This window comes from Sulfurovum sp. (assembly GCF_049668085.1).
GTDB lineage: Bacteria > Campylobacterota > Campylobacteria > Campylobacterales > Sulfurovaceae > Sulfurovum.
On the sequence record NZ_JBATIY010000120.1, the window covers coordinates 1 to 5,788 of the forward strand.

Annotated in this window: 4 protein-coding genes; 3 read left to right on the forward strand and 1 reads right to left on the reverse strand. The window is 38.1% G+C overall.

What is annotated here, in order from left to right:
• Positions 1-2,226, reverse strand: a 2,226-nt coding sequence (locus WBM70_RS07920) for an ATP-dependent Clp protease ATP-binding subunit (RefSeq protein ID WP_424557964.1), incomplete at its 3' end; no start/stop codon positions are given.
• A 160-nt stretch (positions 2,227-2,386) separates the two neighbouring features.
• Between WBM70_RS07920 and WBM70_RS07925 the strand changes: the two genes are divergently transcribed.
• The 3 genes from WBM70_RS07925 to WBM70_RS07935 all read left to right on the forward strand — a co-directional run.
• Positions 2,387-3,310, forward strand: a complete 924-nt coding sequence (locus WBM70_RS07925; protein WP_424557965.1) for an AAA family ATPase — start codon at positions 2,387-2,389, stop codon at positions 3,308-3,310.
• Positions 3,276-4,145: a DUF58 domain-containing protein gene (locus WBM70_RS07930; RefSeq protein ID WP_424557966.1), complete on the forward strand. Its 870-nt coding sequence runs from the start codon at positions 3,276-3,278 to the stop codon at positions 4,143-4,145. The genes WBM70_RS07925 and WBM70_RS07930 overlap by 35 nt, the downstream gene beginning before the upstream one ends.
• The coding region (locus tag WBM70_RS07935) for a transglutaminaseTgpA domain-containing protein (protein WP_424557967.1) at positions 4,114-5,788 on the forward strand (1,675 nt) is incomplete at its 3' end. The genes WBM70_RS07930 and WBM70_RS07935, both read left to right, overlap by 32 nt.

A 5,788-nucleotide genomic window follows, 5' to 3' on the forward strand; every position in this document is an offset into this window, starting at 1 on the left:
ATCATTGACGGCATCTCTTCTCTCTTCATTATCTGTTATCGTCATGATCTTATCAGATGCTATATTTGATGTCATAATGATGATGGTATTTTTAAAATCGATCGTCACACCTTTGTTGTCTGTCAAACGACCATCATCTAATACCTGTAATAGTGTATTGAACACATCCGGGTGTGCTTTTTCTATCTCATCAAAGAGTACAACAGAGTATGGTTTTCTTCGTACTGCTTCAGTCAGTTGCCCACCCTCTTCATATCCTACATATCCTGGAGGTGCACCAACTAAACGAGAAGCTGCATGTTTCTCCATATATTCACTCATATCGATACGGATAAGTGACTTTTCAGAGTCAAAAAGAAATTTTGCAAGTGTCTTCGCCACTTGTGTTTTACCTACTCCTGTTGGTCCAAGGAACATGAAACTACCGATAGGACGATTGATGTCACTCAATCCTGCTTTGTTACGCTTAATGGCACGTGCCACAGCTTTTAGTGCTTCATCCTGCCCTACTACTTCTTCTTGTAGGATGCTTTCGATAGCAAGAATTTTTTCTTTTTCACCTTGAAGCATCTTAGAAACTGAAATGCCTGTCCAACGACTTACAATACTCGCTATCATCTCTTCATCAACTGAATTTTTAAGCAGAGTACCTTCAGACATCATCTGAGTCCACTTCTCTTCAAGTCCTTTAAGTTTCGCTTGTTCAGCAGGTATCTGCCCATATTCTATTTCAGCAGCTTTATTGTAATCACCTTCACGCTTAACATGTTCTGCCTGCGTTTGAAGCGTGTCGATCAATGTCTTTACTTCTGCTATCTCATTAAAGACATTTTTTTCATTCTCAAACTGATTTTGCAATGCAATACGTTTTTCTTCAAGGTCTGCTAATTCTTTCTCTATTTCTTCAATTCTAGCAGTGTTTTTGTCACTCTCTTCCATTTTAAGTGCTTCTTTTTCTACCTGTAATGTAGAGATCTCACGTTTAGATTTAGCCAGGTCAGTAGGTTCAGACTCTATCTGCATTTTCAATTCTGCTGCTGCTTCATCTATAAGGTCAATCGCCTTATCCGGTAAAAATCTGTCTGTAATGTATCTGTCAGACAATTTAGCTGCTGCGATCAAAGCAGAGTCCGTAATATTTACATTATGGTGTGTTTCTAATTTAGCTTTAATACCTCTAAGTATCTGTAATGCTTCATTGATACTAGGTTCATCTACTTTTACAGGTTGAAAACGACGTTGTAGTGCTGTGTCTTTTTCAAAGTACTTTCTATACTCCTTAAGTGTCGTTGCCCCAATGGTATGTAATTCACCACGAGCAAGTGCCGGTTTTAAAATATTCGCTGCATCATTTCCACCTTCAGAGGCTCCTGCACCAACAATGGTATGGATCTCATCGATGAATAAGATCACATTTCCAGACTCCTTCACTTCGTCTATGACCGCTTTTAGTCTGTCTTCAAATTCACCTCTGTACTTTGCACCTGCTATGAGTCGGTTCATATCTAAGCTCATTACACGCATGTTTTGAAGACTTAGAGGTACCTCTTTATTTACAATACGTTGTGCCAGTCCTTCTACAATAGCTGTTTTACCTGTACCAGGTTCACCGATGAGAATGGGGTTGTTTTTTGTCTTACGAATGAGAATTTGCATCATACGTTGCACTTCTTCATCACGTCCTATAACAGGATCTAACATGCCATCCAATGCTTTTTGGTTCAGATCATCTGCGTATTGAGCTAATGCTTCTAAAGTCTCATCACCAGATTGTGAGTCTATCTGTTTTCCTCCACGAATACTCTCTAAAGTCTTTTCAAATTCAGAAATATCAAGATATTTTGACATCGTATCACGGATAAAACTCTCTCCCACATTTGCCATAAGCCATGCATCCACAGCAAGATACTGATCTCCATTTGCAGTCATCACACCTTCTGCATTTTGCAGTGTACGTACAAGATTTTGTGAAAGTTTAATATTCTCTTTAGTTACAGACGAAACTGTAGGTAATTTATTGGCTATACTTTTTGTTTCTAACTCTATGGCAGCTTTATCTACATTCATTTTATTGAGTGCCTGATGTAAGATGGAGCCAGTGTTGGTAAGTAATGCCCACAATAAGTGAATAGGATCTACTTCTTGGTTTTTATTATGTAATGCTAATGATACCCCTGACTCAATAGTACCTTGCATTTGATTTGTTAATTTTTCTAGTATACTCATAGTATAACTCCTTAAAATGATTTAATTATGTTTAATTATACAACCTTTAGTCACCTCTTGTCAAGTTTATTTATTTACATTAGTTAAGACTGTTAAAAGAGTTTAGACTAAAATGATATTTCATAGATAATAATTAAACAAGTTACGTTATGATATTTGCATGAATTATACAATTGCACCAGAATTTACACCGATCATCGATGCTATAGAGATACATCTTATTGGGAAAAGAGAACCCATTGCTCTCTCTTTGGCCACATTTTTTGCTGGCGGACATTTACTTTTGGAGGACATCCCCGGTGTAGGGAAAACGACTTTAGCCAAACATCTTTCTCAAGTTCTTGGACTTGATTATGGCCGTATACAGTTTACCTCGGATATGCTCCCTTCCGATATACTTGGAGTCAATTACTATAACCAAAAAGAAGGTTCTTTCATTTTTAAGCAAGGCCCTATCTTTACCTCTTTTCTTTTAGCTGATGAGATAAACCGTTCTATGCCCAAAACACAATCTGCACTCCTTCAGGCTATGGAGGAAGGTGTCATTACCATCGATGCAACACCATACACACTTCCTAAACCTTTTTTTGTCATAGGAACACAAAACCCACATGAAGAAGTAGGTACATTTCCTTTACCTACATCTCAATTAGACCGTTTTATGTGTTCTTTTGGTATAGGCTATCCAGACAGAGAATCAGAAAGAGAGATCCTTAAAGGAGAAACAGGACATAGTTCCATTGTCTCAGATACCTTGATCACGCCTCAGCAAATAGAAACATATATGAAAGAGGCCACCATGGTCACCATCAGTGATACACTGCTTGATTTTCTTCAAGAGATCATTGCCTATACCAGAGAAGGCGGTGTATTTGAATATGGTATATCTACACGTGGAGCTTTGGCCTTAACGGCAATGACAAAATCTTGGGCTATGCTGCAGGGGCGTACCTATGCAACTGCTGATGACCTGCAGAGAGTTACCCCTATTGTATGTGCCCACCGTTTACGATTTAATGAGGGCAACACTACAGCAAAACGTATACATCATGAAATTTTTACACACGTTCGTTCAGATAAATAAACGCATAAAACGACATGCTACACGTTATAGCATTGTTTTAGTAGTATTACTTTTTGGACTTTTTCTAGAAGCATATATGCATGACTTTAACCTGGTATATATCACCCTCTTTTTTGTTTTTTCTTTAGGATTCTCTGCAGGTCCTATCGGTCTTTTAAATCTTGGTCACCTTGAAGCACACTATATACGTTCAGGACGCCTTTTTGCAAATCAAATAGGTAAGATATCTGTTCAAGTACAAAACAATTCAACGACTACATCATGGTCTGTGACGCTTCATAATGAAGATGATTCTGTAGCACTTGAACAGCTTAAAGGTAATGCATCAAAAATCCTTCACCTACCTGTATTACCTACTAAAAGAGGTACATTTATTCATAAGGGGTCTTATTTGCAGAGTAAATACCCCCTATCAACTGCACGTTTGGTCATGAAATTAAATGAAACATATGAAGCCATAGTCTACCCTGAACCCAAAGGCCTCTCTTTGCGTTCCTATTTACACCAAGAGGAAACCTATTATGGCGAAGAGAAAGAGTTTGATGGATTACGTGCGTATGACGGATCACAAAGACTCTCCAGTATACACTGGGCATCCGTAGCAAAAGGAGATATGTCTGTAAAAGTTTTTAGTAAAGAGACACAGACACCCAAGCTGGTCTTCAATTTTCATACTGCTGCAAAAAATGACGAAGACCGCTTATCACAACTCTGTTTATGGGTACTGGAATGCGAAAAACAGAATTTACCATTTATGATACAGATGCCTAAAAAGCTGTTAATGTCAAGAAAGGAGAGCACAGATGATATCCTCGAAACCCTTGCAAAATATTAAACTCTCCCCATTACAGCTTTTGGACCTCTCCTTTATTGTTGTACTTTTACCTCTTATGCTTGTACTGAAAGTACCAATGTTGATCTTTACATTTATGGTCTTAGGCATACTTCTCTTTAAAAAAACACCTGCAAATAATTATCTGATCATATTTGTCTTTTTTATGGGTATATTGGCTCTGTTTTTATCTCTATATGGAGTATTCTCTTTTAGGGGCCTTTCTCGTTTGAAACTCTTCCTTGAATTGCTGGTTTATCTCTTACTTATCGTTGTTTCGATGCAAAGACTGACAAGAGAGATCAACTTCTATTTACTGCTCTCACCTATGTTGTTCTTAGCACTTTCTTTGTTCTTTTTTCATGGTATTGTCATGCTTATCTATGTCATATGTGAGATCTTTTTTCTGCTTTGGCTGATACTTGCACACCGCATGGGTGGAGATATGATAGAAAGCTTCCGTTCGAGTATGGTGATGTTCATGTATTCCCTACCCTGGGTTGTGGTACTTTTTATCTTTTTCCCACGTATCTCATTTGAACATGCAAACTACGGATTTAAAGGGGAAACTACACAACGTATGGGACATGACGGTACGATGTACTTAGATAGTAAAGCCCTTCTTGTCCCTTCTGATCGTATTGTGATGGAAGTAGGATTTGATAAAGAGGTTCCCCCATCTAGCAAGCTTTATTTTCGGGGAAGCATACTTTATCAAGATAAAAAAAGCCATTGGGAAGCACTCCCCGATTATGTAACAAGAGAAAGCAAAGCTTACTACCCAACAAAAGGAGAAAAAATTGATTACAAGGTCACTTTATATCCTACACAAAAGCGTTGGATATATATGCTCGATATGCCTTCCCGTGCGGTAAAAGATGCTGATCTAGACAGAGACCTGATCAGTACAGTTGAAAAGCCAGTTAAAGAGCCTATACATTATGCCGCTAGTTCTTCACTAAGCCCAAGATTTCATGATGTTTTAGATAGCTATACACGCAATGAGTCATTGTATTTTGATACAGAGTATAATCCTGAAACCTATATAGCAGCTCAAAAGATCAAAGAAGAGTTTAATGCACCAGATAAAAGAGCAAGTGCTATAATGACATTCTTTCAAAACCAATCTTTGACCTATACCCTGAAACCTGATACGCTCGATATCAACAATACCACAGACTGTTTTTTATTTGATAAACGACGAGGGTATTGTGTACACTTCGCCTCTTCTTTTGTTACCATGGCTCGTATGGCAGACATACCAGCACGTATAGTCACAGGATACAAGGCCGATAAAGCGAATAGTCTCAACAATTATCTTCCTGTAAAAGAGCGTGATGCACATGCATGGGCTGAACTTTACGTCAATGATCACTGGACAAGATATGAAACTACCAGTACTGCATCAGGCATGGACGAACAATCAGCAGTGGCATTAGGTACACTTGATGCCAATAAAGGGAATGATCAACTTCTTGAGAGAGTGAATCTTTATCTCATGTATGTAAAATATCAGGTTGAGACATGGATACTCTATTACAGTAATATCAGACAACTGCAACTTATCCAATATGCAAAAGAGAACCCGAGATTTATCCTCTTTTTTGTATTCTCTTTACTTGTTTTAGCCCTAGTCTCTTTCAGCA

Bases quoted from the DNA above. Each gene is read 5' to 3' on its own strand.
- WBM70_RS07925 (WP_424557965.1), top strand. From the start codon at position 2,387: ATGAATTATACAATTGCACCAGAATTTACACCGATCATCGATGCTATA.
- WBM70_RS07930 (WP_424557966.1), top strand. From the start codon at position 3,276: ATGAAATTTTTACACACGTTCGTTCAGATAAATAAACGCATAAAACGA.